This is a genomic window from endosymbiont of Galathealinum brachiosum, from assembly GCA_003349885.1.
GTDB lineage: Bacteria > Pseudomonadota > Gammaproteobacteria > SZUA-229 > SZUA-229 > SZUA-229.
Genome location: QFXC01000007.1, coordinates 681,698 through 706,765 on the forward strand (window position 1 = coordinate 681,698; position 25,068 = coordinate 706,765).

The 25,068-nt window shown below is 40.1% G+C and carries 27 protein-coding genes and 1 pseudogene; 13 read left to right on the forward strand and 15 right to left on the reverse strand.

Annotated elements, in window-relative coordinates; all coding sequences use genetic code 11:
* Nucleotides 1-15 precede the first annotated feature (15 nt).
* On the reverse strand, nucleotides 16-618 hold the full coding sequence (locus DIZ80_05740) for an HTH-type transcriptional repressor FabR (protein RDH84965.1): 603 nt from the start codon (nucleotides 616-618) through the stop codon (nucleotides 16-18).
* 189 nt (nucleotides 619-807) lie between these two features.
* Between DIZ80_05740 and DIZ80_05745 the strand changes: the two genes are divergently transcribed.
* From DIZ80_05745 to DIZ80_05760, 4 genes are all read left to right on the forward strand, one after another.
* The gene (locus DIZ80_05745) at nucleotides 808-1,950 is read left to right on the forward strand and encodes an acyl-CoA desaturase (protein RDH84966.1); all 1,143 of its coding nucleotides are present in this window, start codon (nucleotides 808-810) and stop codon (nucleotides 1,948-1,950) included.
* A 90-nt stretch (nucleotides 1,951-2,040) separates the two neighbouring features.
* Nucleotides 2,041-2,280 (forward strand): GTP-binding protein, encoded by a 240-nt coding sequence (locus tag DIZ80_05750; protein RDH84967.1) that lies wholly within the window; start codon nucleotides 2,041-2,043, stop codon nucleotides 2,278-2,280.
* 15 nt (nucleotides 2,281-2,295) lie between these two features.
* Nucleotides 2,296-2,622: a conjugal transfer protein TraR gene (locus DIZ80_05755; GenBank protein ID RDH84968.1), complete on the forward strand. Its 327-nt coding sequence runs from the start codon at nucleotides 2,296-2,298 to the stop codon at nucleotides 2,620-2,622.
* 248 nt (nucleotides 2,623-2,870) lie between these two features.
* Nucleotides 2,871-3,344 carry a nuclease gene (locus DIZ80_05760; protein RDH84969.1) on the forward strand — a complete coding sequence of 158 codons (474 nt, stop codon included), beginning with the start codon at nucleotides 2,871-2,873 and terminating at the stop codon, nucleotides 3,342-3,344.
* A gap of 97 nt (nucleotides 3,345-3,441) precedes the next feature.
* Here DIZ80_05760 and DIZ80_05765 read toward each other — a convergent pair whose 3' ends face one another.
* The 3 genes from DIZ80_05765 to DIZ80_05775 form a co-directional block, all read right to left on the reverse strand.
* Nucleotides 3,442-3,858 carry an aminoacyl-tRNA hydrolase gene (locus DIZ80_05765; GenBank protein RDH84970.1) on the reverse strand — a complete coding sequence of 139 codons (417 nt, stop codon included), beginning with the start codon at nucleotides 3,856-3,858 and terminating at the stop codon, nucleotides 3,442-3,444.
* Between the two features lie 15 nt (nucleotides 3,859-3,873).
* Nucleotides 3,874-4,458 (reverse strand): hypothetical protein, encoded by a 585-nt coding sequence (locus tag DIZ80_05770; GenBank protein ID RDH84971.1) that lies wholly within the window; start codon nucleotides 4,456-4,458, stop codon nucleotides 3,874-3,876.
* 79 nt (nucleotides 4,459-4,537) lie between these two features.
* On the reverse strand, nucleotides 4,538-5,350 hold the full coding sequence (locus DIZ80_05775) for a hypothetical protein (protein ID RDH84972.1): 813 nt from the start codon (nucleotides 5,348-5,350) through the stop codon (nucleotides 4,538-4,540).
* Between the two features lie 97 nt (nucleotides 5,351-5,447).
* On the opposite strand from DIZ80_05775, the gene DIZ80_05780 reads away from it, so the two are divergent.
* Nucleotides 5,448-5,702 carry a TIGR02647 family protein gene (locus DIZ80_05780; protein ID RDH84973.1) on the forward strand — a complete coding sequence of 85 codons (255 nt, stop codon included), beginning with the start codon at nucleotides 5,448-5,450 and terminating at the stop codon, nucleotides 5,700-5,702.
* Nucleotides 5,703-5,707: 5 nt separating this feature from the next.
* Here the strand turns inward: DIZ80_05780 and DIZ80_05785 are convergent, their stop codons facing one another.
* Nucleotides 5,708-6,235 (reverse strand): disulfide bond formation protein B, encoded by a 528-nt coding sequence (locus DIZ80_05785; protein ID RDH84974.1) that lies wholly within the window; start codon nucleotides 6,233-6,235, stop codon nucleotides 5,708-5,710.
* 238 nt (nucleotides 6,236-6,473) lie between these two features.
* Between DIZ80_05785 and DIZ80_05790 the strand changes: the two genes are divergently transcribed.
* The 3 genes from DIZ80_05790 (at nucleotide 6,474) to DIZ80_05800 (ending at nucleotide 10,969) form a co-directional block, all read left to right on the forward strand.
* The gene (locus tag DIZ80_05790) at nucleotides 6,474-7,754 is read left to right on the forward strand and encodes an ATP-dependent RNA helicase RhlE (protein ID RDH84975.1); all 1,281 of its coding nucleotides are present in this window, start codon (nucleotides 6,474-6,476) and stop codon (nucleotides 7,752-7,754) included.
* 75 nt (nucleotides 7,755-7,829) lie between these two features.
* On the forward strand, nucleotides 7,830-9,437 hold the full coding sequence (locus DIZ80_05795) for an ABC-F family ATPase (GenBank protein RDH84976.1): 1,608 nt from the start codon (nucleotides 7,830-7,832) through the stop codon (nucleotides 9,435-9,437).
* Nucleotides 9,438-9,595: 158 nt separating this feature from the next.
* A complete protein-coding gene (locus DIZ80_05800; GenBank protein RDH84977.1) occupies nucleotides 9,596-10,969 on the forward strand; it encodes an ATP-dependent RNA helicase DbpA in 1,374 nt (457 codons plus the stop codon).
* A 40-nt stretch (nucleotides 10,970-11,009) separates the two neighbouring features.
* Here the strand turns inward: DIZ80_05800 and DIZ80_05805 are convergent, their stop codons facing one another.
* From DIZ80_05805 to DIZ80_05815, 3 genes are all read right to left on the reverse strand, one after another.
* Nucleotides 11,010-11,306, reverse strand: a complete 297-nt coding sequence (locus DIZ80_05805; protein ID RDH85050.1) for a spore coat protein — start codon at nucleotides 11,304-11,306, stop codon at nucleotides 11,010-11,012.
* A 245-nt stretch (nucleotides 11,307-11,551) separates the two neighbouring features.
* The gene (locus DIZ80_05810) at nucleotides 11,552-12,952 is read right to left on the reverse strand and encodes a sodium:dicarboxylate symporter (protein RDH84978.1); all 1,401 of its coding nucleotides are present in this window, start codon (nucleotides 12,950-12,952) and stop codon (nucleotides 11,552-11,554) included.
* Nucleotides 12,953-13,114: 162 nt separating this feature from the next.
* On the reverse strand, nucleotides 13,115-14,038 hold the full coding sequence (locus DIZ80_05815) for a D-hexose-6-phosphate mutarotase (GenBank protein RDH84979.1): 924 nt from the start codon (nucleotides 14,036-14,038) through the stop codon (nucleotides 13,115-13,117).
* Between the two features lie 253 nt (nucleotides 14,039-14,291).
* On the opposite strand from DIZ80_05815, the gene DIZ80_05820 reads away from it, so the two are divergent.
* Complete coding sequence (locus tag DIZ80_05820; GenBank protein ID RDH84980.1) at nucleotides 14,292-14,660, forward strand: hypothetical protein; 369 nt, start codon at nucleotides 14,292-14,294, stop codon at nucleotides 14,658-14,660.
* Between the two features lie 113 nt (nucleotides 14,661-14,773).
* Entirely contained in the window at nucleotides 14,774-15,496 is a 723-nt protein-coding gene (locus DIZ80_05825) for a hypothetical protein (protein ID RDH84981.1), read from the forward strand.
* 226 nt (nucleotides 15,497-15,722) lie between these two features.
* Here the strand turns inward: DIZ80_05825 and DIZ80_05830 are convergent, their stop codons facing one another.
* The 3 genes from DIZ80_05830 to DIZ80_05840 all read right to left on the reverse strand — a co-directional run bounded on the left by DIZ80_05830 (nucleotide 15,723) and on the right by DIZ80_05840 (nucleotide 17,928).
* Nucleotides 15,723-16,535 carry a hypothetical protein gene (locus DIZ80_05830; GenBank protein ID RDH84982.1) on the reverse strand — a complete coding sequence of 271 codons (813 nt, stop codon included), beginning with the start codon at nucleotides 16,533-16,535 and terminating at the stop codon, nucleotides 15,723-15,725.
* Nucleotides 16,536-16,556: 21 nt separating this feature from the next.
* Nucleotides 16,557-17,111, reverse strand: a complete 555-nt coding sequence (locus DIZ80_05835) for a hypothetical protein (protein RDH84983.1) — start codon at nucleotides 17,109-17,111, stop codon at nucleotides 16,557-16,559.
* Nucleotides 17,112-17,193: 82 nt separating this feature from the next.
* Nucleotides 17,194-17,928 (reverse strand): hypothetical protein, encoded by a 735-nt coding sequence (locus DIZ80_05840; GenBank protein RDH84984.1) that lies wholly within the window; start codon nucleotides 17,926-17,928, stop codon nucleotides 17,194-17,196.
* A 160-nt stretch (nucleotides 17,929-18,088) separates the two neighbouring features.
* Between DIZ80_05840 and DIZ80_05845 the strand changes: the two genes are divergently transcribed.
* The 3 genes from DIZ80_05845 to DIZ80_05855 are packed head-to-tail and all read left to right on the forward strand — an operon-like array spanning nucleotide 18,089 to nucleotide 20,852.
* Nucleotides 18,089-19,366, forward strand: coding sequence for an adenosylmethionine--8-amino-7-oxononanoate transaminase (locus DIZ80_05845; protein RDH84985.1), 1,278 nt, complete (start codon nucleotides 18,089-18,091; stop codon nucleotides 19,364-19,366).
* 56 nt (nucleotides 19,367-19,422) lie between these two features.
* Nucleotides 19,423-20,376: a paraslipin gene (locus tag DIZ80_05850; protein RDH84986.1), complete on the forward strand. Its 954-nt coding sequence runs from the start codon at nucleotides 19,423-19,425 to the stop codon at nucleotides 20,374-20,376.
* Between the two features lie 2 nt (nucleotides 20,377-20,378).
* On the forward strand, nucleotides 20,379-20,852 hold the full coding sequence (locus tag DIZ80_05855; protein RDH84987.1) for an activity regulator of membrane protease YbbK: 474 nt from the start codon (nucleotides 20,379-20,381) through the stop codon (nucleotides 20,850-20,852).
* A gap of 646 nt (nucleotides 20,853-21,498) precedes the next feature.
* Here the strand turns inward: DIZ80_05855 and glmS are convergent.
* The 4 genes and pseudogenes from glmS to DIZ80_05875 all read right to left on the reverse strand — a co-directional run bounded on the left by glmS (nucleotide 21,499) and on the right by DIZ80_05875 (nucleotide 25,064).
* Nucleotides 21,499-23,328 (reverse strand): glutamine--fructose-6-phosphate transaminase (isomerizing), encoded by a 1,830-nt coding sequence (gene glmS, locus DIZ80_05860; GenBank protein RDH84988.1) that lies wholly within the window; start codon nucleotides 23,326-23,328, stop codon nucleotides 21,499-21,501.
* 200 nt (nucleotides 23,329-23,528) lie between these two features.
* On the reverse strand, nucleotides 23,529-23,879 hold the full coding sequence (locus DIZ80_05865; GenBank protein ID RDH85051.1) for a sulfurtransferase TusE: 351 nt from the start codon (nucleotides 23,877-23,879) through the stop codon (nucleotides 23,529-23,531).
* Nucleotides 23,880-23,963: 84 nt separating this feature from the next.
* Nucleotides 23,964-24,278, reverse strand: a pseudogene (locus DIZ80_05870) (sulfurtransferase TusE).
* Between the two features lie 333 nt (nucleotides 24,279-24,611).
* Nucleotides 24,612-25,064, reverse strand: a complete 453-nt coding sequence (locus DIZ80_05875; GenBank protein ID RDH84989.1) for a single-stranded DNA-binding protein — start codon at nucleotides 25,062-25,064, stop codon at nucleotides 24,612-24,614.
* Between the last annotated feature and the right edge of the window lie 4 nt (nucleotides 25,065-25,068).

The window sequence follows — 25,068 nt, forward strand, 5'->3', positions numbered from 1 at the left end:
CGAGCCAAAGTAGAATCATTTCAATAACTCATCAGCACCTTTAGCGACAAAACGTAACTGGGTAATAGCTTTTTCAGTTAATAACTTACGTTCAGCAGAATTACTGTCCAGCGCCTCTCCACCCGCATTAAACACCAGAACAACCATTGCTTCTGCCTGTATTTTTGCCGCCTCTGCAGGATAGTCCTGTGTGTGCTGAATATAATCTGCTAATTCCACAACAAAATATTGCAGCTCACGAGAAACTGCCTTACGAAAAGCCCTGGATGTGCCTGAGCGCTCCCTCAATAAAAGCCTGAAAACATGTGGGCTGTTATGAATGAATTCCATAAACGTTTCAACAGAAGTGGCGATAACAAGCCCTCTGTCGCCTATGCGCTGTCTGGCTTTTCGCATCAACTGTCGCAGTGCAACACCGCCTTCATCCACTAAAGTCAGACCCAGTTCTTCCATATCTTCAAAATGACGATAAAACGAAGTCGGTGCTATACCGGCCTCTCGTGTCACCTCACGTAAACTCAAACTGGAATAACTGCGCTCCTGACTCAACAAACGAAATGCAGCATCAATAATAGTGCGCCGTGTTTTCTCTTTTTGTTGCGCCCGATTACCACTCATCTCGCATCCTTCATAAATACAACCCTTAATATATAACCCTGATATAAGTTTGAATTGAATACTTCCACAAATCAACAATTAGACTAACAATTGTTTGGGCTTTAATCAGCCCCAAAGGCAAATATCTATACATCACTTATAATTCAGCGTACACTTGTACGCAATAACCATGAAGTATCGGATTATATTATGCAGCAAAAAAACACCCCTACTAAACCTCCCTTAAACTGGCTACCTATTAGTGTCTTCAGCATTAGCGCCATCATTACCCTGTTTTTCATACCCTACTACGCATTAACACACGGTTTTGACGGATGGCAGATAGCCGCCATGTTAATCGGTATCTTTTTTTGTGAAATATCAATAACAGCTGGATACCACCGGTTATGGTCTCATCGGGCTTATGAAGCACACTGGCTGGTTCGCCTGTTTTTTGCCATTGGCGGCACATACGCAGTGCAAAACACCATTTTGCACTGGTCTTCTGATCACCGAATTCACCATACGCACGTAGACAACAACGAAAAAGACCCCTACTCGGCAAAACGTGGTTTCTGGTATTCGCATATGGGCTGGATGATTCGTGAATACAATTTAAATCCCAATAAAAATTTTGAAAACTGCAAAGATCTGAAGAAAGACCCTATTGTCATGTTTCAGCACAAGCACTATTTACCTCTGGTATTAGGCCTTAATTTTGGTATACCGATTTTACTAGGCCTATGGCATGGCGACCTCATTGGTATGATGTTACTTGCTGGTGTTGCTCGATTAACGATTTCACACCACCTTACTTTTTTCATTAACTCTCTGGCACATGTCTGGGGCAGCCAACCCTATTCCGATAAAAACACATCCAGAGATAATCCGGTCATTGCTTTACTTACTTTTGGAGAGGGTTATCACAACTACCATCATAGCTTTCAACGAGACTATAGAAACGCCATTCGCTGGTGGCAATATGACCCGACCAAATGGTTAATTCGAAGCCTGAGCATAGTTGGACTGGCAAAAGGCCTTTATCGGACGCCTCTTGAATACATCGAAATCGAACGTGCACAGATGTTATTAAAAAACACCACTTTAAAATTATCACATCGTTTTAACTCTGAAGCGCTAACGCTACGTTTACAGGAAGAATATGACACGTTAATAAAAAACATTAATGCTTTCACTCAGGCGAAAAGACAGTGGATGGAGGCGCGTAAAAATTCGATGGTAGAAAGTTATGACATTGATATTTTAAAAGAAAGAGTAGAAGTTCTTAAAGAAAACTTGCTTCAACAGAAAAAAAACTGGCTAAATTTTAACGCCCGAATAGTACCCGCTTAAACAATACATATCGCACCTGTTATTGTTTGAAATCAAGAACACTTTCAACGTATAGATTAATCTTAAGTTGAAACCAATGGGAGGCAAGCAATGTTAGGTGAAAAGCACGATTTAATTCATGAACTACCAGAATATAAAGATCAGATACGCACGCTTAAAATGAGCAACAAACATTTTGAAAAGTTATTTGATAAATACCACGATCTGGATCACCAGATCAGACGTATAGAAGAGGGCATAGAAACACCTGAAGATAGTTATTCTGAAGAACTGAAGAAAGAACGACTACAATTAAAAGATGAACTGTTTGGGATGATTAAAACCGCGTAAACAACGGGGAATATAATGGTCGAATCTACAGAATATAAAACACAGTTAGTAGCTTTACGCGCAGATTTAACTCAGCGCGTGAATGCTATTGACAAAGATCTACACCATGAAAACGAGGCCATTGAAAAAGACTTCGCCGAGCAGGCAACTCAGCTTGAAAACGAAGAGGTTCTTAACTCACTAAATGATGAAGCTAAAGCGACCGTAATGCAAATTGATAAAGCCCTACTTCGAATCAATGATGGCCGTTTTGGACTATGCGGAGAATGCGGAATCGAAATAAACAAACAAAGGCTTGATGCTGTACCTTATGCAGAGTTTTGCATTAAGTGCGCTGAGTAAACAAATATCATGCACGGTGAAGATATGGTGAACAAAGTTAGTCGCCATATCTTCACTGTGCCCCTTATTCCTGTTAGATAAAAAACTCTTCTTTTGCACTTCACCTTCTGTTATAACTCCTATCAGAATGACAATACAACGAATTACTGCATTTAGCTTCGAATGAGGCCCAATACCGGAAATTTGATCGCAGGTATTTAATGGATATAATCAACCAATAATAACCAGATTACATAAAGCTGAGATAAGTGAAAAAAATCGCACTGTTTGTTGATGTTCAAAACATCTACTACACCACTCGTGACGCATATGGCCGTCAGTTTAATTACCGAAAGTTCTGGAACCATATAAGCTCACAAGGTGAAATTGTTTCTGCCTATGCTTACGCCACGCATCGTGCCGATGATGGTCAGATAAAATTTCAGGATGCTCTCAGGCATATTGGCTTCACCGTTAAGCTTAAGCCCTTCATCCAACGTAGCGATGGTTCAGCCAAAGGTGACTGGGATGTGGGCATTACAATTGACATTATGGAACAGGCAAAAGATGTTGAAACGGTGATTTTACTTTCGGGTGATGGAGACTTTGATTTGTTGCTTGATAAAATTAAAGATGATTATGGGGTTTCTGCAGAGGTTTATGGGGTTCCTTCATTGACCGCTAGGTCATTAATTGATTCTTCTAGTATTTTTCATGCTATTGATGAAGAGTTATTGATGTGAATTAACGTTTTTCGGTCTCGGACTGTTAGTTTCTTTGCACGCTAGGCCTTTATGGGAACGTGAAGACAAGAGCGAGTAAATATCCAGTAGCCCAACATCAAAAATCTCGAACCTTCCCCCTCAACTGCTTAGCTTTCCCTCGACGAGTTTTATTATCAACCCTTTTTGCTTTAGCCGCCCTACCCGGTTTAGTCGCAATACGCCGACGATTAATAACCGCCACACTCTTAATTAATTCACACAAACGCTCTAGCGCATCATCCCTGTTCTTCTCCTGCGTTCTAAAACGCTGAGCTTTAATAATAATCACACCCTCTTTTGTGATTCGCTTATCTTTTAAATTAAATAAACGCTCTTTATAAAAATCGGGCAGGGATGATGCAAAAACATCAAAACGTAAATGAATCGCACTGGAAACCTTATTTACATTCTGACCTCCCGCACCCTGAGCGCGTATCGCACTCAGTTCTATTTCGCTATCAGCTATTGAAACATTATTAGATATTTTCAACATAATGACATTTACACATCAATCACTCTTACCGGTAATACCGGCCGTTAAAACAAAACGCATCGCTTCATCCATTCCCATATCACACGGGTGAATGTCTTTTTTGGGGATTAACAGTGTAAATCCCCCGATCATATAACTCATGGGAAGATAGACCAGTACGCTATCACGTTGTTGCGCAAAGGCAGGCAAACTACTTGTATCATCCTGCGTAACAAAACCAATCATTAACATACCATTAATATTAACTGAAACCACCTTGCCGAACCCTTCTTTTTTAGGTGAGAAAAACTCAAACAAATCTCGTATCGAACGATATACCGTTTTTATCAACGGCACTCTATAGAGTATTTTTTCACCAAAAGAAAAAATCTGCCTTACAAAAATGGCTTTCATTAACAAACCAGCAACAAAAACAACCACCAGGCCTGCGATCATTCCCATACCTGGAAAATATATTTCATCTGATACAAACCAGTGAAGCGCTATCACCATCATATTTTCAGATGTTATTGCTAACCAGTACAACAGATAAATAGTAAGCACGACAGGCACAACTGTAATAAAACCCGTAAGCAGGGTTTTACTGATAGATTTCAACATAATTAATCCTGTTATTTAAAAATATAAAATTTTGATGCACAGATACTTTTAATTCTACAGCAATAGATCACTGCTAAAACTAAAGCATATCCATGTACATTTGAATTGCCCAGATAATCAGCACCCTTGTATGAACATCGCCAGGTTTAATAACCGCATCCTGCCCATCAAAAGTTTCACGCCGTTCAAACAACCCCCAACCACCTGATGATTTTCGCATCTGAACAATCATCGACATCCATTTTTTCTGATCTTCAAAATCCACATCTGCATATTTAAATAATATGGTTACGCGCTCTGCATAAAGGTCTGAAAAAAAATTATCCTTTGTCTGCTCATCATAAATACGCGTTAATAACTCTAGTTTTTTTAAACTATAATTATCAGCAGAAATTAAACCTGTTTGTATTGCCCATTCCAGCACAAAAAACTGATGCGTAAGTATATATCCTGTCGCTTTATATTCCATAAACTGGTTCACATATGAAATTGCTCTTTTTTCTGGCTCACCAAAGGGCGCGGACATAAAGTTAAATAATTTTTGCCCACCAATACCCATATCACTGGACAGGGATATTCTTGATGCTTCAGGATCCAGCAACAATAAAAACGGATCACCTGAAACAGCCTCTGCTCGTTCTTTAATAAGCTTTTTCAGCTTATTATCATTCGTTAGTTCACTGATATTTTTTAATGCCCACAACTCATCAACTGCGAGATGTTCACTATCTTTGATGAAGCTCAATTCATCATTGAATATTTTCTGTAAATTCCCCTTAGATATATCCTGTTTTTTTGCATGTCCGGTTAAACTGAGTATCATTAGACAGGACAATAGAATAATCTGTAAAAGTCTCGCACCATGGGCTTTTGTATTGATATATAACTTCATATTTACTTCATTTTTATTGATTTCAACAAGATGTATTCACACAATAATATGATATATTGCTGTGTGTCCACATTAATAACGGTACAAAGGCGAAAAAATGCATTACTCAAAAGATCATCTGGCTGAGCTTGATATATTAATTCAATACAGCCTGGATTCGACCCAACAAGGTTTGAAAATTCACTCAAGCGCAAGCGAAGAAAAGATAAATGCAGTTGAACGTTTATTTGACAAGGGACTTGTTAGCGCAATAGATGGTGGTTATTTAACTGATCTAGGTAGAAAAGCCGCTGAGCATGCTCAAGCCCTTATTCTTATGCTGGCACCACACTACGAAAACATCGCTAGTTAAAAACCTCAGGTTTTATTGCTTATTATTTCTTTAATGGTTACCAGCACAATACTTAAACTGAAAAGAGTAAGTCCAGCTGATAACAACATCAATGCTTCCGCCATGGTTACACCGAAGATAATTTCAGGGGTGTAACCACACGAAGTCTCTACCTGATACATCCAGGGCAACCACTGCTCTATTGCAAACCATGCCGGCAAGCCGGCATCAAAGCCACAATCTCCAAATATAAATCCCCGCTCGGTACCTAATAACAGATAACTTCGCTCTGCAAGCCCTATAACGCTCAATAATATAATTATTTGTAAACCTGCATTTAACCATGCCATTTTTCTAAATAACAAACCCGCTATTGACACAATTACAATCAGAGATATCCAGAGACGCACCTGAATACAGACGACACAGGGCAACTCTTCCAGCTGATATTGATAAAACAGAGCCGCGGCTAATAATGAGAGCCCACCTGATATATATGCCAGCCAGTACCAGTGACTATGTGAAACATCTTGCAATATTTTAATTATTTTCATAGAGCATTATCTATTTATTAATCGGTAAAAATCAAGCGAACTAAATCAGAATAGCCTTATATTGGATTTTCGTGTACAATTCGTGCTCAATTTCTGGCGCACCTCGGTCTGCGCCTGTATTCATGCTTTATTCAGCTCGAAACAAACTAACTGTTTCCGCCTAGACCGTCCCATAACACGCCTCAGGCTGTATGGATGGGCAGATTCCAAAATCTGTGTTCTGGAGAACATACAATATATGTCATTTGATAACCTTGGCTTACGGGCCGAATTACTCCGTGCTGTATCCGAAAAAGGCTACAACACCCCCTCACCAATCCAGCTACAGGCTATTCCACCTATTCTTGAAGGCAAGGATATTATGGGCGCAGCACAAACTGGTACGGGAAAAACAGCTGGGTTTACCCTGCCCCTGTTAAATAATCTGATGTCTTCTGGTAAAAACCAGAAAGGCAGGACCATACGCGCGCTGGTACTTACACCTACTCGTGAATTAGCTGCTCAGGTTGCACAAAACGTAGAAGAATACAGTAAACACTTACCAATTAAATCGACTGTTATCTTTGGCGGTGTAAGCATTAACCCGCAAATTAAAAAACTAAAAAATGGTATTGATGTTTTAGTGGCAACACCGGGGCGCTTACTTGATCATGTTAGTCAAAAGACTATCGATCTGTCTCAACTTGAAATACTCGTACTGGATGAAGCTGACCGTATGTTAGATATGGGGTTCATTCACGATATTCGCAAAGTTCTGGCACTTGTGCCAAAAAAGAAACAGACACTATTGTTCTCGGCAACTTTTTCTAATGAAATTAAAAAACTCGCCACGGGTCTGCTTAACTCACCAACACTAATTGAAGTTGCCAGACAAAATGCAGCAACGGATACTGTTACTCAAGTAGTACATCCGGTAGATAAAAGTCGTAAACGCGAATTACTATCTTTCTTAATTGGTTCAAACAACTGGCAACAGGTACTGGTTTTTAATAGAACCAAACATGGTGCAAACCGCCTGGCAGAACAATTAACAAACGACGGTATTGCTTCAGCAGCTATTCATGGTAATAAAAGTCAAAGTGCTCGCACAAAAGCATTGGCTGATTTTAAATCTGGCAAAATTCGAGTGTTAGTTGCAACTGACATTGCCGCACGTGGCATCGATATTGACCAGCTACCCCATGTTGTCAATTATGAACTACCTAATGTTGCAGAAGATTACGTACACCGTATTGGTCGTACAGGTCGCGCAGGCAATGAAGGTGAAGCCATGTCTCTGGTTTGCGTTGATGAGCACAAATTATTAAAAGACATCGAACGTTTAATGAAAAAAGATATACCTCAGGTCATTATAGAAGGTTATACACCTGACCCTTCGATTAAAGCTGAACCAATTCAAAATGGTCGCAACAGGCAGCAACAAAAAAGACGCCCTGCTGGAAACAAACAACGTTCAGGCAATGGTCGTAATGGCAACCAGAATAAACAGCGTCGCCGTAAATCGAAAGAAGCGGCATAAATTGAGAGATAGAGCTGAAACCTTTTACTAGTTAAAGGTTTCATTTTCATACAAATTAATTTCAGGAATAAGACATTGTTAACTACTGCAAATATCACTATGCAATTTGGCTCAAAGCCACTTTTTGAAAACGTTTCGGTTAAATTCACCGACGGTAATCGTTACGGACTGATTGGCGCCAATGGTTGTGGAAAATCAACCTTTATGAAAATTCTTGGTAGCGACCTTGAACCAACAGCAGGTAACGTATCTAAAGACCCTGACCAACGTATAGGTAAATTAAAACAGGACCAGTTTGCTTACGAAGAATATAGCGTTATTGATACGGTATTAATGGGCCATGAAGACTTATGGAAAGTTAAGTCTGAAAAAGATGCCATTTATGCCAACCCGGAAATGACCGAAGAAGATGGCATACGCGCCGGTGACCTTGAAGGTGAGTTTGCAGAAATGGATGGCTACACAGCTGAAGCTCGCGCTGGTGAATTATTAATTGGTGTGGGCATTCCGGTTGAACAACATTATGGCCCTATGTCTAATGTTGCCGCTGGTTGGAAATTACGAGTATTACTGGCACAGGTTTTGTTTTCTGAACCAGACATTATGCTACTCGACGAACCGACCAACCATCTGGACATTAAAACCATCAGCTGGTTAGAAGGCATTTTAAACTCTCGTAATTGCACCATGATTATCATTTCCCACGATCGTCACTTCCTTAACAGTGTATGCACACATATGGCTGATTTAGATTACGGTGAAGTGCGTATGTACCCTGGCAACTATGATGAGTATATGACTGCATCAACTCAGGTACAGGAACAACTACTCTCGAACAATGCAAAAAAATCTGCTGAGATTGCTGAACTTAAAGCATTCGTTAGTCGTTTCTCAGCCAATGCTTCCAAATCAAAACAGGCGACATCTCGTGCCAAAAAACTCGATAAGATTTCTCTCGACGAAGTAAAACCTTCAAGTCGTAAAAATCCATTTATTCAGTTTGGAGAAGATAAAAAATTACACCGTTTAGCTCTGGAGATTGAAGGTCTGGGTAAAACCTATGACAAAGAAGTATTTAAAGACTTTAACTTCATGACAGAGGTGGGTGAACGTATTGCCATTATCGGACCTAACGGCATTGGCAAAACCACCTTATTAAGATGCCTGTATGGTGACGTTGAACCTACAGCCGGCACGGTAAAGTGGTCTGAAAATTCTCAGCTAGGTTATTACGCACAGGACCACTCAGCTGATTTTGAAAAAGACAAAACGCTGATCGACTGGATGAGTGAATGGGGCCAGGAAAAAGATGACGAACAGGTTATTCGTGGCACGCTAGGTCGTTTATTATTTTCTCAGGACGACATTGATAAATCAGTAAAAGTTTTATCTGGTGGTGAACAGGGTCGTATGCTGTTTGGTAAGTTGATGCTACAGCGTGATAATATTCTTTTATTAGACGAGCCAACCAACCACATGGACATGGAGTCAATTGAGTCTCTTAATCTGGCACTGGAAAACTACCCTGGAACACTGGTATTTGTCAGCCATGACCGTGAGTTTGTTTCATCATTAGCGACACGAATTCTTGAAATAACGGAAGACGGCATTATCGATTTCCGTGGTACTTATGAAGATTATCTTGCTAGCCAGGATACAAGTAAAGTCAAGAAGCGTGCTTAATCTGTAAACAATCTGGACACGGTGTTTTTTAACACCATTTAAACTGTCGTCCCCGAATGCCTGTGTCGGGGACCCAGCGTCCTCAGGCATAACAATGTCATTATATTCCCGACACAGGCATTCGGCAATGACACTTCTTAAATATTATCGGAACACCCATGAAATCTTTCTCATCTCTAAACCTGTCAAAAGACTTCTTAACCAATCTTGATTCTCTCGGTTACAAAGAGATGACACCGATACAACAAAAAAGTATTCCTCTGGTATTAGAGGAAAAAGATGTACGGGCACAGGCAAAAACCGGTAGTGGAAAAACCGCAGCATTTGGCATCGGCTTACTGAATCAACTTGATTCTAAAAGTTATCTTACTCAGTCGTTAATTCTTTGCCCTACGCGTGAACTTGCCGACCAGGTCAGTAAGGAAATGCGCAAACTTGCTCGCCCTATTCCAAACACAAAAATTACAACCTTATGTGGTGGAACACCTATAGTTCCACAATATGCCTCACTGGAACATCATCCACATATTGTTGTAGGAACACCTGGTCGTGTTTTAAAACATTGTCAGAAAGGCACATTGAAACTGGATAACTTAACCTCTCTGGTTCTTGATGAAGCAGACCGCATGTTAGATATGGGATTTTCCGATGACATCAAACTCATCATCAATAAAACCCCTGAACAACGACAAACTTTATTATTTTCTGCCACATTCCCCGACCAGATAAAAAAGATAAGTCAGTCAATACAAAAAAATCCTGTAGAAATTCGTGTTGAAACTATTCATGACGATTCAAATATAAAGCAGTTTTTTTATGAGATTGATAGACAGGCAAGAACCAGCACATTAATTTCATTGCTACAACACTATCAACCCGAATCCAGCGTAATTTTCTGTAACAGAAAACAGCAGTGCAAAGACCTTGCTGAAGAACTCTGGAGTCAGGGGTTTCATGCAGTTGCTCTACATGGTGACCTTGACCAGAAAGATCGTGACCAAAAACTGGTGCAGTTTGCAAATAAAAGCAGCTCAATTTTGATTGCCACCGATGTTGCCGCACGTGGTCTGGATATTAAAGATTTACGCGCGGTTATAAATTTCGAGCTATCACCCGACCCGGAAATTCATATTCATCGAATTGGCCGTACGGGACGTGCAGGTAATGAAGGACTTGCATTAAGTTTGTTTACAGCATCGGAAGCCCCCAAAGTAAACGCCATAGAAGATTACCAGAAAAGACCGGTAAAAATTGAAAGCACTTCAACTTTAAAACCTAAGCAAAACACTAAAATAAAACCACTGATGAGCACGCTGTGTATTAATGCCGGACGTAAAAATAAAGTTCGCGCAGGTGATATATTAGGCGCCTTAACTAAAAATACAAAACTACCGGGCAAGCACATTGGTAAAATAGATATTTTTGATATTGTGGCATATGTTGCCGTTGAACAGGCCGTTGCTAAACAGGCATTACAGATTCTTTCAGAAGGAAAAATTAAGGGTCGTAAATATAGAGTAAGAAAAATTTAATAAAAAAGCGAAGAGGATATACCTCTTCGCTTTTTTATATCTAGTTTGCAGGAACCAGCATTGGGCCACCACCATAAGGTGCGCCATAAGCAGGGTAACCTCCATAACCATAACCCGGATATCCACCGCCACCATACGCAGGATAAGCTCCACCGTAACCAGGATAACGACTCAAACCACCGGGATAACCTCCGTATGCGGGATATCCACCCCATGGACTATAACCGCCGGGATAACCGCCACCCCACGGACTGTTATAACCACCGGGGTAACCTCCCCAACCAGGCCCATTTGAAAAATTAAACGGACTCCAGAACGCATTAGCTGGCGAAAGCATAAACACGGCAGCTGTAGCTACAGCTGATACCGCTAGAATTTTTTGTATTTTTTTCATATTCTGACTCCTTGTTTTCATTTATTGTATTTAAACATCAGGGAACACCGCCCCACTAATCAAATTTTTACTTACCATTGATACTAGAATAGATCACGCTTTAAGTATTGACCTATGTCATCTTTTATTTTCAAACCGATTACGGTCGAGCCATAAAGCATCAGTTATAAGCAATATATAGTTAATAGTTACGCCAATATCAAATAACACAATACAGAAATCACAAGCGCGCCAGTTACATTCAAGACAATGCCTTCACCAGCCATTTTTTTTGTTGTAAAAAAACCACTGGCGTAAACAATACTATTAGGTGCCGTAGCAACTGGCATCATAAAAGCACAACTGGCGCTTATCGCCGCAGGAATCATTAATAATTTTGGATCAATATCCGATCCTAGAGCCGTTGCTGCCAATACCGGCATTAACAATACCGTACTAGCCGTATTACTCGTTGTTTCTGTTAAAAAGGTTACCCCGAGACAAATTGCAAATATCATTAACCAGACAGGTAAAGTAGACAGTGTCGACAAATTTTCAGCTAATACATCACTTAAGCCAGACACGCCAAACGCCTTAGCTAAAGTAATACCACCTCCAAACAATAACAGCACACCCCAGGGAATAGATTCAGCCGTTTTCCAGTCTAATAACTGCTTACCTTTTCCATCCGGTACAACAAACATTAAAATAACCGCCAGTAATGCAACCGATGCATCATTCGCTGACGGAAAACCCAGCCAGTGACTCCAACCACCAAATGGTTCTTTTCTTGTAATCCAGGCAAGCGCTGTTATTAAAAAAATTATCATCACCCTTTTTTCAGTCACACTCCAGTTACCCACAGCGGGCATGTCAAAACCACCGGTATAAGTCAGTTTTCTTGTTAACCATAACCAGGTCACTGGAATCATCACCAACACAATAGGCATCGCCCAGCTCATCCACTCTATGAATCCAATATTTTTATTAAACGCCTGCTCATATACCTGCATAAATACAAGATTTGGAGGCGTACCAATAGGTGTTCCAATACCACCTATACTGGCAGCAAATGCAATACTCAACATTAAAGGCACAACCAGTTCTTTATCTTTTGCCTGATTAGCAACCGCAAGTGCAACTGGCAATAACATTAATGTCGTTGCCGTATTTGAAATCCACATACTTAAAGCAGCTGCCGTTACCATAAAACCCAGCACCAGCTGTTTGCTACTTCTATTACCAAATAAATTAACCATAAACAGAGCAAGCCGACGATGCGCACCACTTTTTTCCATCGACTTGGATAATATAAAGCCACCCAGTAATAATAAAATTAACGGGCTTCCGTATGACTGACCAATTTCATTCTTTGTTAAAACGCCGGAAATTTGAAACACGGCTAGCGGCAGTAACGAAGTAACAGGAATGGGCACAGGCTCAAACACCCACCAGACCACACAGATAATTGCAACGGCTGCGGTAATAGCAAGTGCTGTAGTATCAATACCACCATGCGGTGTCATATTATTAACGATTAAAAAATATATAAGCAGTGCACTTATTGGACCGGCAAATAATGCTACCGATTTAACATTCATTTTATTCATATTTTTAATTTCTAATTTTTGTTACATAATTTTAAGATAGTGCGACATTCTATCAGTTAAGCCAGAAGATAAATTTCATCATCCACGAATGCTTGTGTCGCAGATCCAGTGTCTGTAGAAACCTTTGCACGAAAATAGATAAGATAAAAATAACTTTAATAGTTAATTATTTTCAACTCTATATACCACCTGCAAGGTATGACTCTCACCCGGCTTTATCGTAACAACATCATCCGCCGCGTTACCCGATTCAACACAAAGCATATTTAAATACCCCCCTTCACCCAGGTCACCCATTTTTTCAGCAACTTGTTTCCAGGGATTCCATACAATGGTTGAATGACTCCCCTGTTTTGAAATAACTATTTTTCTCTGCGGGCCTGTGATCGAAAGTTCGTCTGTCGTATTCAGGTAAACACGATCTACTTCTGCATCAATACCAATATCACCGCTCTGTTTTTTACGCTTAAAACCATCGGGTTTATCCAGATAGTCTTTTCCATGCAGGCCCGTAACAGATGTCTTACTCACATCACCCACATTAAAATAGGTATGTAATGCTTCTCCAACGCAGATAGCTTTAACACCGTTATTCTGTGTTATCAGCTCAAGTTTCAAAGAGTGTCCTATTGTCAGCACATATAAAGCGCTTGTTGATTCTGGCCAGGTTTTCCGGGTAGTGTCATCCAGCTGACTCGTATTCAGAATAAAGCTGATCTGAGTTTCCCCACTGTCTAATTGACAGGCTTCAGTAATTTCCCATAAAACAGTACGGGCAAAACCGTGTGCTGGAAAAGATGTATTCTCTGAATGAGCCCCAAACCAGGGCCAGCATATGGGGATACCTCCCCGAACAGATTGCCCTTTGGCATACCGGGCCTCTCTGGACACCCAGATAACCTCCTCCTGCCCATCAGGCCTCCAGCTTAAGACATGCGCGCCCTGACAACTAATTAACGCGCTGGCCTGCTCATTCTCTATTTCTACTACAGGGATATCACCCTTGCCCATTTTAAAACGAATCTGACCTTTATCATCAGACTGACCAAATCGCTGATTTAATTCTTCTATATATAGTGCATTCATTAATTTAACCCGGTTTTAATGCCATAGAATATAACACTACAGCCGCCCTGACGTTATACACATAATGCACAACACCCCCCCAAAAGCCTTTCAAAGACCATAAAACGCCCTTCCTGGCCATCTGATCAGAAACCGACCAACGGAATATATAACATATTGCTAATATAATGGTTATCTTATATAGTTATCTCACTGGCCAATTAAGGTCACAAGCGCATGAATATTAATGCTTAAACAAATTAGGAAATGAAATATGAAAACTTTAACTAAATTAGCTGCTATCGCAGCACTTACTGTTGTTACTTCTACTGCTAGCGCATGGTGGGGTCCTTTCAATAACAATGGTTATAACAACAACGGTTATAACGGCATGAACAACATGAACAACAACGGTTTCGGTAACGGCATGGGCGACATGATGGGCGATGGCAACTTCGGCTTCAACATGAATGCTAATGCACGTGGCAATGGTCAGGGTTATGGCAACGGTTCTAATGCATATAACGGTCAAAACCAGTACCGTGGTCAAAATGGCTATAACGGTTACAACGGTTATGCTCCTTACGGTTATGCTCCTGTAGCACCTGCTGCTCCTGTTGCACCAGCTACTCCTGCTAAGTAATCATATTATGAAATATGTCCTTTAGTTTAAATTAAAGGCACTTAGCTAAAGAGAGAGCTGGTCACATAAGTGTCCGGCTCTTTTTTGTTAAAATCTTTTTAGAGGCAAAAGTCATGACAAAAAAAACAGAAAAGAAAGACGTTGTAACAACTGAAGAAGAAGCAAAAATTGCAACAGAAACAGAAGTAGAAACTACAGATACAGCCGAAGTAACAGAAGAGAAAACAGCAAACGATAAAGGTGTGTACCTGAGAGTTGGCGCAATGGCAATGTTTGTTGGTGTTGCTGCCCTTATTCTTGGTTCAATCTGGTCAAATAACTCTGATGACATTATGGCTGCTATAGACAGCGACGAAGAATCATCAGTAATTACTGACACTGCTGAGATGGAAGTTAGCGAAATAGACACAGCTAACTTGCTAACTGAAGAAGAAATTGCAATTGAAACAGCAGCAGTAACACCTGTTGAAACAATTGAACAGTCATTCACTTCAGTTGCAACACCTGCACCAGTTAATAACTTTGCAATGCAAAAGCAGCCTACTTTTCAGGAAATGAGAAACCAGCAGCGTGAAACGGTTACAAAAAACCTGCAAAAGCAAAGAGAAATGATGAAGGCATCATTTGAAAAATCTGACAAACAACGTCAGGCAATGATGGAATCTGCACGTAAAGCGCAAGAGATCCAGACTGCATCTTTTCAACAGCCTGCAGCTAAGCAAGACCCAATGGTAGAAGTTATGGAAGCACACCGTGCTGAAGTAATGAAGATGATGGAAGAGCGTCGTCAGAAGTTCATTAAAGAAATGAATCAGGCTCGCACTACTAGAAGCTAGGAACTTTCTCTAGGAGAACTGGTCAGAACACTTACTGGTAAACGGTAAGTGTTCTGACCAGAAAAAAGGCGTGATTGTTTAGTAAATACTCTGCAATTACGATAGAAATGATAAAAGATAATTCTATCGGTTTAGCAGAAGTCATGCGCTGCTAGGGTGGCTAGCTGGGGCTGGTCACCCACCTTCTCATGGTACTAAAGGGCAATCACTTTGTGATGGCCCTTTTTTATTTCTCGGCTACAGCTATTAATACTTCAGTGTTAAACCAGACACCATTCTTTCCTATTAGCTGATTAATTTGAGCCATGTGTTTTTGCTTAAATTCAACTTTCTGCTCTTCAGTTAACTGATTTAACAATGCACGATAACCGGCATTCCACACCACGTCCCACCACATCTGAGAATCGGTCATATGATAACCCAGGGGCACATGATGCACAGTGACATTACTTATACCTACCGCATCAAACTGTGCGTTGATTAATTCTTTTGTAGATAAACGTTTCCAGGATAAGGCGGGCACTTCTTTCCCAAATGATTCATAACACTCTAAAAAAAGGTCAGACATAGGAGAAAAGGCTTCACCGGTAAAAGTGCTAATAGAAATTTTTCCACCGGGTTTAACAACCGAAGTTATATTTTGTAAAGCACGGGTCATATCTTCCAGGAAAAACAGACCAAAACTACTACAGGCAACATCAAAGCTTTCTTTAGAAAATTCCAGCTCATCTAAATCCATCTGTTTAAATTCAATGTTATTTAGTTCTTTATCCGCGGCTTTATTTTTAGCCTGTTGTAGCATCCCGCTTGAAAGATCAATACCCGTAACCCTGCCTTCGGTCAGTAACTCAGCTGCAGCCAGAGCAACTACGCCGGTACCTGTACAGACATCAAGCAACTTATGATCCGGCTGCAAAGCCAGAAAATCCATCATGCTTTTTGCAGTTTGAGGAAAAAAGGCCAATGAAGAGTGATCGTAACCTTCTGCTACCGTATCAAAACCCTGTTGTATCATTTTCTTTTTATCTTGGTCTGGCATTATTTTTCCTGTAAATATTGGTTATTTCCCGAACGGATTCCTGGTTTTATCTATTGAAAACTGATCTTCTTTTACTTCTTCCTGTTTTTCAGAGTCACCCACTTTATTTTCTTTTTTCTTTTTGGATTTTTTTCCTGCATAGACTGTATCTTGAATTTCCAAGCGAGCTGTTTCTTTATTAATCTCTTCAATACTAAAACTGCGATCATAAGGTTTATTCATCTGAAACTTCATTGAGGTATTCACTCTCAGGTAGATGACTTTCCCTTCTTCTATATTTAATATCAATGACTGTTGCCCTGCGTATCGCTCAGTCAGGTCTAATTCGATATTATGTTCACCCTGCGGTAAATTTAGATATATATATTTATTATTTTCTATTTCAGCCTGTTTTTTCCCATCAATTAAAACATCCGGTGTTATCACTATATTTGACATGGAATACGGGCGATAGATATACAGTACCGACTCTGATTCTTTTACGGGTGAAAATTCAACAAAGTTTGCTGTTTTTTTTGTGCAGGACACTGCTGATATGATCGCAATGAAGATGGTTATTATTTTAAAGCTATGCATTTTTATTCTACTACCTGTTATTTTTTATATTTCTGTTTTATGTGAACCTGAAGGATCACCTGCAAATTAGGCTCTATTTATTTTATATTTTTCGTAAATTTTTGAAATAATACATTAAAGGTAAACCAAGCTTTTTGGCTAATTTTCTAACGCGTTCGTTTATTTCATTTTTATCGAAAGCAGATTCTTTTTTTCCGCAAAACAGAATCCAGTTACCTATAAACACATCACAGACTCTTACGTCAGAAAAATTTTGATATATTGTTTTCATAACCGCTGAATTTTTATCCGGCATTTGATGAAAATTAATAACCATCCAGCCACTATCAGATAATGCTTTATTACTCTGCTCTATGAATTCAGTTTGTGCCTGTAACTCATTCATCCCCTGAGCTTCATATAAATCACTTAACAGCAAATCGATACTTTGCGCTTTGACTCGTTTTATATACTCACGGGCATCACGATTATATACTTTTAAATTTGCCTTCTGTGGTAAGTTAAACCATTGATAGGCAATATCAATTACTGACTGCCTTATTTCAACCACCCGTGTAACAATTTGTGGATAATAATAATTCAAACAATGCGCAAGCCCACCTCCACCAAGACCTAAAATAGTAATCTGCCTTATATCAGTAAAAACCAGGCCTAATAGCATGATCTGGGTGTACTCATGTACCAGATATTGAGGTTTGTGCATCAGCAGACTGGTTTGTTGCAAATCAGAACCAAAACTTAATGTTCTTTTATCACCCTGTTCCAGCACAATAATCGGGCCGTATTCATCTTCTGTACGATATAACTCTTTATTCATTGATACACATCGTTAATTAATCATGCCAGCTATTACTGCCCTGCTTAATAATAAATCGTCATTTGAAGGTGACAAATTCACCATGCTATCTCGACCTTACCATAAGCATAAGGTAAGGTAATAATCTGTTTAAATACCACCCGGAACAACATTAAGTAATATGGACTTATACTCGCAGTTAATTCAGCAGGACAGGCAAACTATATGGCATCCATATTCAGCACTGGGTAGTGATTTGCCTGTGTTTCCAGTGGTATCTGCCACTGGTGTACGCCTGAAACTTGCAGATGGTAAAGAACTAATTGATGGTATGTCTTCCTGGTGGAGCGCTATTCACGGTTATAACCACCCTGAACTAAATCAGGCTGTAGAGAAACAGTTGAAAAACATGAGCCATGTAATGTTTGGTGGCCTGACGCACCCACCAGCGGTTGAACTGGCAAACACACTGATTGATATAACACCTGACTCACTCAGCTCTGTTTTTTTTAGCGACTCAGGATCTGTTTCGGTTGAGGTTGCTATGAAAATGGCAATTCAATACTGGCACGACAAACACATGCCAGACAAACATAAGTTTCTAACTATTCGTGGTGGTTATCATGGTGATACCTTTGGCGCTATGTCAGTCTGTGACCCGGTTACCGGTATGCATAGTTTATTTAACCAGTCATTAATGAAGCAAATTTTTATTGATTCACCGTCAAGCCCATTTGGTGAAGAATGTAATGATACCGATATAGAAGTATTAAGAACGGCTCTTGAAAAAAATCACTCACAATTAGCTGCCTTTATTGTTGAACCCGTTGTGCAGGGTGCCGGTGGTATGCGTTTTTATTCATCTGACTACCTTAATAAAGCACGGGCACTTTGTGATGAATTTAATATACTGCTGATATTTGATGAAATAGCGACCGGCTTTGGGCGCACCGGCAAACTGTTTGCCTGCGAGTTTAGCCAGATACAGCCTGATATAATGTGTATTGGTAAAGCACTCACCGGTGGGTACATGACACTTGCTGCAACACTTACCAGCACCCAAGTTGCTCAAACCATATCTAATGGTGAGCCAGGCGTTTTTATGCATGGCCCGACTTTTATGGCTAACCCGCTAGCCTGCTCGGTCGCCAATGCCAGCATTAAACTTTTGCAACAGACTGACTGGCAGAATAAAATAAATCAAATTGAATCATGGTTATCAGCCTCCCTGGAAAAATGCATCTCACTCGACAAAGTTAAAGAAGTGCGTGTACTAGGGGCCATTGCTGTGGTTGAATGTAATCAGCCTGTAGATATGAAAACAATTCAAACTGCATTTGTTAATAAAGGTGTCTGGATCAGGCCATTTGGTAAACTGGTCTATTTGATGCCACCGTTTATTATCGAGAAACGAGATATAGAAAAACTGTGTAATACCATTTTTGAAGTACTGAAATAAAAAGAAAAAAGTTATTAAAACTGACATTTATTTATAATGAATAAGGAAAATTTCGAATGATTATTGAAGATATATTAGGTTTAATTTTAAATTTCTGGGTTGGCCTGGCTATCCTTATTTTTATTTTACTAAAAAAATCAATTCAGTTTGTTCCTCAAAACAGGGCTTTCATTGTTGAACGATTTGGTAAATACAATCAGACCATGGAAGCGGGTTTGAACTTTATGATTCCTTTTATTGATAAAGTTTCTTACGACCGCTCATTAAAAGAGCAGGCAGCTGATGTACCCAGCCAGGGTGCAATCACTAAAGATAATATTTCACTGATTGTAGATGGTGTGCTTTATTTAAAAGTTCTCGACCCTTACAAGGCTTCTTACGGTGTAGACCATTACGCTTATGCTGTTACCCAGTTAGCACAAACCACCATGCGTTCTGAAATTGGTAAAATTGATCTGGATAAAACCTTTGAAGAACGAGATAGCTTAAATATTAATATTGTTAATAGCATCAATATGGCTGCTGAACCCTGGGGTGTGCAGGTTTTACGTTATGAAATTAAAGACATTGAGCCACCTCGCTCCGTGTTAGAAGCCATGGAACGCCAGATGAAAGCCGAGCGTGATAAACGAGCGTCTATTTTAGAGTCGGAAGGTGAGCGCCAGTCTGCCATTAATGTTGCTGAAGGTCAGAAACGCTCTGCTGTATTAAACGCCGAAGCAGATCGAGCTGAACAGATTTTACGAGCTGAAGGTGAAGCACAGGCAATTATTGCGGTTGCTGATGCGAAAGCCAAAGCCATTGAAACAATTGGTAAAGTTGCAGATACCCATGAAGGCCAGAAAGCAATTCAGCTTGATCTTGCAGCACAGGCGATAGAAGCTAAACAGGCGATTGCGAAAGAATCGTCTGTTGTATTATTGCCAGAAAATCAGACAAACGCTTCGAGTATTGTGGCGGAAGCCATGACGATTATTAATACATTAAATAAAAAATCAACCGAGTCATAATTATGATTGCTGAGTACATCTACACCCATCAGGCTGAGTTCTGGATTATGCTTGGCTTTTTAATGTTAGTCATTGAGGTGAGCACGGGGCTTGTAACGGGTATTTTATTATTTGGTGGCATTGGCGCCATTATTACCGGTCTGTTAATGCTGGCGGGTTTACTCAATGAAACATGGCAAATTGGTATCGCAAGCAGTGCAATTTGTGCCGCTATCATTACATTTTTACTATGGAAACCATTAAAGAAAATGCAGAACGCAGATGTACCCGAAAAAGATAATAGCAGCGACCTGGTGGGGTATGAATTTGTGTTACAGCAGGACATAAATTTACTAACACCTGGCAGTGTTCAGTACTCGGGTATTAACTGGAAAGTTGAAATTCATAAAGATGCGGGGGTGGAAGAAATCAGCGCCGCAACAAGAGTCACTGTTTGTTCTGTCGATGTTGGAAAATTTCGGGTAAAGCCTGTTTAAGTCGAAAGCCTGTATTTAAAAGTCACTGGATCCCCGCTAGAAGTATGCGGGGATAACGACATTTGTATAGCTGGTATATTACTGAATGAATTTCACACTTCCCATCCAATAAACAATTTTATAACTCTTCAGAGTTACAGCTCTTCATTAATCGGGTGATTCTAAAACCAAGAACACCAAATACCATCACTGAACCAATCACGCCAAAAATCGCCAGAATTGCAGTTGCATCTAACATATTAAATCTCTCTCTATTTATAATATTGGGGGGGGGTGCCTTACGGCGCGTGAAATTTAATTGATTCCTAATATAGATTCAACCTAAATTACGCAGGGTTATTAGCAATAATAACTAACTACAGAGATAACAGATGATTCAGGTGTGTTTATGCTCGTTATATACATCCATTACTCTTGGCATAGCCTCTTCGAGTGCATTAATGACATGTGGGTCAAAGTGCTTACCAGAGTCTTCTCTCATGACCAGCAGGGCCTTTTCAATAGACCAGGCATCTTTATAGGGCCTTTTTGATGTTAACGCATCAAACACATCTGCTGCCGCAACTATACGTGCCGATAGTGGTATTTCATTTATTGATTTTGGACTATATTTGTTTCGAAGACCACGGTAACAACCTCATTACAATTACTCAACAGTAACCGATTTAGCCAGATTTCTTGGTTGATCCACGTCGGTACCCTTACGCACAGCAACATAATAAGAAAATAATTGCATGGGTATTGCGTACAAAATAGGTGCAACTTCCGGCTCCACTGCTGGCACCGTCATTACATGACACATATCACCCATATCACTCATATCAAGTCTTTCGTCTGCGAACAGATAAACCTCTCCACTACGGGCAATAACTTCCATCAGATTTGATTTCAATTTATCTTCCATACCATCTTTTGGTGCTACAGCAATAATTGGCATTTCAGGATCAACCAACGCCAGTGGCCCATGTTTTAATTCACCTGCAGCGTAAGCTTCTGCATGAATATATGAAATTTCTTTTAGTTTTAAAGCCCCTTCCATTGCTATCGGATACTGAACACCACGCCCAAGGAAAATGGAATTTAAAGTATCTTTAAACTCATCCGCCCAGTCTTCAATATGATTATCATCAAGCACTTTTTCAATAATTGATGGTAAACTTTTCAGGTCTTTAATAAGTTGTTTTTCTTTTTCATCTGATAACCCATGACGTTTACCTAGCGCCAAAGTCATCAACATCAAACCGACCAGCTGAGTAGTAAAAGCTTTAGTTGATGCAACACCGATTTCCGGACCCGCACGTGTCATTAATACTAATTTTGACTCACGGACCAAAGAGCTTTCCGGTACATTACAAATCGCCAGGGAATGCTCTGACTTGTCCTGCAAGTTTCGTAAAGCTGCAAGCGTATCTGCTGTTTCACCTGACTGGGAGATAGTTACGATTAATGTATCATCTGTTATTACTGGATCCCGGTAACGGAACTCGGAAGCGACTTCTACATTACAGGGAATACCCGCCAGAGACTCTAACCAGTAACGTGCGACCATACCCGCATGAAAAGAAGTACCACAGGCAATAATCTGTACTCGTTTTACTTCATCAAAAATAGCCGCTGCATCTGCGCCAAAAGCGGTATCCAGAACTTTGTCATCATAAATACGGCCCTCAAGAACCTCACCCAGTACAACAGGCTGCTCATGTATTTCTTTCATCATATAATGACGGAATTCACCACGACTTACCGCGTCAGCAGTTAATTCTGAAGTACTTATTTCGCGTTCAACCGGCTGGTCATTTTTATCATAGATTACCAGACTGTCTTTAGTGATATCAGCAATATCACCTTCTTCCAGAAAGATAAAACGTTGTGTTACCGGTAATAAGGCTGCAACATCAGATGCAATAAAATATTCACCAAAACCCACACCAATAACAAGCGGGCTACCACTTCTTGTTGTTATTAATCTGCCAGGCTCATCTATTGATACAACCCCTAAAGCATAAGCACCTTCAAAATCATTTGCCGCTTTCTTTACCGCCTGCAATAAATCATCACCGGCTTTTTTATATAATTCCACCTGATGCACAACAACTTCTGTATCCGTTTCTGAAGTAAATGAGTAACCATTAGCTTTTTGCAACTCGCGCAATGCACCGTGGTTTTCAATAATACCGTTATGCACAACGGCAACTGAATTATTACAGATATGAGGGTGAGCATTGGGTTCAGATGGTTCGCCATGCGTGGCCCAACGCGTATGTGCTATTCCCAGAAAACCTTTAAGCGGATGATCTTTAAGAGAATCAGACAGGTTTTCAACTTTACCGACTCGACGCACACGATCAAGACAGCTCTCGTCATTGATAACAGCGATACCTGCCGAGTCATATCCTCTATATTCCAGACGTCTTAAACCCTCTAATAAAATAGGCGTTACATTACGCTCGGCTACTGCTCCTACTATTCCACACATATTCTGTTAATTCCTTAATTCTTATAGTATTTTATATGCCATTCTAACTGCTGACCGGACGATTGCAAACGTTGCACATATAGCAATGAATCTACATTAATCACATAAAGCATCAGTTTAACTAATTTTAACCTTATACATAAAAAACCGCCCTGAAACAGGCGGTTTCTCTAACAACCACAACATACACAATTAGCAGTTTAACCGTCTATACAACCCTGCGGCGAAGGTAAACCCGCTATACGAGAACCCTGTCTTGCCGGCCCGCCAGGAAATAATTCATACATATGTTCACGATTTGCAGATTCTTTACCCAGCTCTTCAGTCATGTGCCTGATCAACACTTTAACCATCGGCGTAACACCATATTGAAAGTAAAATTTACGCAAGAAATTAATCACTCTCCAGTGCTCTTCTATCAACTCAATACCTTCTTCCTTAGCTAGAACAACCGCCAGAGCTTCATTCCAGTCTTCCAGATTTGCCAGATTCCCTGATGCATAAACTTTAATTGACTTACCATTAAAATCAAACTGATCATTAAAATGCACCGATGTAGCTTTGCCTGCTGTAGACCCACTAACAACTGATTGCACTCTATTAGACTGATCTAATTCAGCATCAAGCTGCGCCAATGGCACACCCGCAAGACGACTCCCCTGTTTCTGCACACCATAAGGAAATAATATATCCAGTGCTTCAATCGTGGCTCGCTCTTTACCGTATTGCTTTGATATTTCACGCCTCAACAACTTCAATATCGGTGAAGTATTATATTCCTGATAATACTCTCGCATAATATTAAGCACATCCCAGTGTTGCTCTGTTAATGTTAAATTATCAGCCAGTGCCATTCTTTCAGCCAGTTCTGGTGTCCAGTCACTCATATTTTGCAGACAACCATCTGCTCTTAACTCTATGAGATTTCCCTCTATTTCAAGATTATTCATAATGTGTTACCTGATTTATAGTTATATTTTATAGTCCCTGAATTTTGCTTTAAACAACAACTGAACAAGCTTCCAACTTGATACGGCTTCCTTAAAAAATACCAGTACAGTGATAGATACGTCTAAAACCTTCATTTCGAGTACCGCACGCATTTGATTAAAATGTGTAGTATATATTTAGCTGTAAATGACCCAGTTTTCCAGCTATCTAGCCAGTTTTTATAGTGCTTTTTTTTATCACTAATTATCAAACCAAAAATGTTTTTATCAGCAACAAAAAAGCCCCTGATAACAGGGGCTTAATTAGCATTTTGAACAATCTAAAACCTGTCTCTAGAACGGGATATCGTCATCAAAACTATCATCAACTGGTGCTGTAGGTGCAGGTTGATTAGCCGGCACTGGCTGAGATTGCTGCTGTGGTGCAAAATCACCGCCACCACCGCCCGCGCGACCACCTAACATCTGCATTTCATTAGCAATAATTTTCGTTGTATAACGATCATTACCGCTTTTATCCTGCCACTTTTCCGTACGCAAACTACCTTCAATATAAACCTGCTGACCTTTTTTCAGGTACTCTCCCGCGATCTCACCCAGGCGGTTAAAAAAGGTAATGTTATGCCATTCAGTGCGTTCCTGCTTCTCACCTGTTTTTTTATCTTTCCAGCTTTCATTTGTCGCAACACTAATTGATGTTACCGCTCCGCCAGAAGGCATATAACGGGTCTCTGGGTCTTTTCCACAGGTACCCACTAAAATTACTTTATTTATGCCTCGTGCCATATCT